The organism is Phytoactinopolyspora halotolerans (assembly GCF_010550675.1).
GTDB classification, from domain to species: Bacteria; Actinomycetota; Actinomycetes; order Jiangellales; family Jiangellaceae; genus Phytoactinopolyspora; species Phytoactinopolyspora halotolerans.
Genome location: NZ_JAAGOA010000051.1, coordinates 1 through 2,108 on the forward strand (window position 1 = coordinate 1; position 2,108 = coordinate 2,108).

A 2,108-nucleotide genomic window follows, 5' to 3' on the forward strand; every position below is an offset into this window, starting at 1 on the left:
GAGCTGGAGCGGAACTGACCTGACCAAGGGCACAACGGGACGAACAACCAACCGGGAAACCGGCAACTGATCGACCCTGGGCCCTAACGTCAGACATCATTTCCTCTCCAGTTCCCGACCCGACTCGAACCCGCGGATGCGGGGCGCGCCTTGCCGTACAGCCACTCCACCAACGGCAGGGCGACGAACAGGCCGAGATACATGCCGGTGGCGTAGGTGAGCAGGTTGCTGGCTCCGGCCATGGCCACGATGGTGTCGCTCATCTCGGGCAGCGCTTCGCTGAGCGCGCCGGTGCACGACGCCATCATCGAGCCGCTGCCGACCCCGCACGCCATGGCGAGGGCTTCCGGCTTGAGCACGTCGAAGGTGGCCAGCATGGATGCCATCACGGCGAAGATGAGGGTGCCGAAGAGGGTGCCGACCACGTACACGCCCATCACCCCGGTGCCTTCCGGGCTCTTCAAGCCGTAACGGTCGGCGATGATCGCGATGTTGGGCTCGCGGGCGACGGAGAATGTGGCGCCGATGGACTCGCGTCCCATCCGCAACACCCACACGGCGATCGGGAAGGCCAGCGCGACGGTGCCGAGGTTGCCGAGCTCCTGGAGCAGAAGCGCGGGGCCGGCATCGACGAGATCCTCCACGGCGGGGCCGATCGTGGTGCCGAACTTGGCGATGAACGGCATGATCGCGACCACGATCAGCGGTGAGGCGGCGCGGACCTCGCGTTGCCGGATGAACACGGCCGCCCGGCCCACCACATTGGGGTTGAGCAGAATGCCGATGAGGAAGGCGTAGAGCAGCGGGAGGAAGAGGATCGCACCGTTGCCGAGCGAGATCTGCCGGATGCCGATGAGCTGCGCGGCGATCGCGATCGCCGCCACGGCGACGTGGAGTCGCCAGAGCTTCACGGCTTCGATGAGCACGTGCATGTCAGCCTCCTCGGGCGAGGACCGATGGGGTCTGTATGGCGTGACGTGGACGCCTGACGCAGGTGAGGCGTGTTGTGCCAGGACGGTACGGAAGCACTTGCCGTTGCACAAGATGGCAGATCGGGCATCACGGTGTTGCCGGCATGTCAACACCAGCGCCTGCTCACGCTGGCCGCGCGCGCCGGACTATGCGCCGCCGTGAGGCGAACTGCCCTGGTCAGAGTGCTGGAGAGAGGCGAGTCGGGCAGCGCAGTAGTCGAGCAGGCGAGCGGTCCCGTGCGATGGGGTGCGTCCGCGACGCACGAGCAACTGGGCGCGGACCGTGCCGGGTTCGTAAGCCGCGACCGGCACCGCGCACAGCCGGCCGCGCTCGACATCCCGGCCGACGGCGAACCGCGGGAGTAGCGTGATACCCGCACCGGCGCGCACGAAATCGATCATCGCCTGGATCGACTCACTGACCAGGCGGACATCGAGGGAGACGCCGTGCATCCGTTCCAATTGATCGGTGAGGGTGCGGATGCCGAAGCGCATCGGGAGCACCGTGGCGGGCTGGCCGGCGAGGTCGTCCGGGAGGACCTCGGACCTGGCGGCGAACGGATGATCCGGGCGGCAGATCAGGTGCAGCGGCTGTGGTGCTTGGGCCACCACGTCGAGGTCCCGGTGCGGCCGGGCGTGCAAGACCAGGCCGAGATCGACGTCGTCGTCGCGGAGGAGGTCGCAGATCTCGTCCGTGCCGCCGAGCGTGAGTTCGGCCGAGATGCCGGGGTGGTCCTGGAGAAACGGTGTCAGTCCATGGGCGACGAGGTCGTCGACGAAGCCCTCACCGGCGGCGATCCGCACCCGTCCGCGGCGTACGCCGGCGAGCTGGTCCAATTCGTCGCGGAACAGCTCCTCGAGGTGGGCGCGATCGTCGGCGAACCGGGCGACCAGATCGCCGGCCTCGGTGGGGCGGATGCCGCGGGCGCTGCGCTCGAGCAGGCTGGCGCCCAGCCGTCGCTCCAGCTCGGCGACCTTGCGGCTCACCGCCGACGGAGCCATGCCCAGCTGACCTGACTTGGGTCACATCATGTCATGTTGGGGTTCCGAGACGGGCTGACCTGCGGTGATGTGAGGGCTTAGTGCGCATTCAAGGCACTAATTTGGCGGTAGGGTGGTCTGGTGGCTTGGATTCGG

At 67.7% G+C, this 2,108-nt stretch carries 2 protein-coding genes; both read right to left on the minus strand.

All coding sequences use genetic code 11. The features are described from left to right. Positions 1–89 precede the first annotated feature (89 nt). Positions 90–932: a DUF3100 domain-containing protein gene (locus tag G1H10_RS32020; RefSeq protein ID WP_174264841.1), complete on the minus strand. Its 843-nt coding sequence runs from the start codon at positions 930–932 to the stop codon at positions 90–92. Between the two features lie 186 nt (positions 933–1,118). Then, positions 1,119–1,973: a LysR family transcriptional regulator gene (locus G1H10_RS32025; protein ID WP_163745344.1), complete on the minus strand. Its 855-nt coding sequence runs from the start codon at positions 1,971–1,973 to the stop codon at positions 1,119–1,121. Between the last annotated feature and the right edge of the window lie 135 nt (positions 1,974–2,108).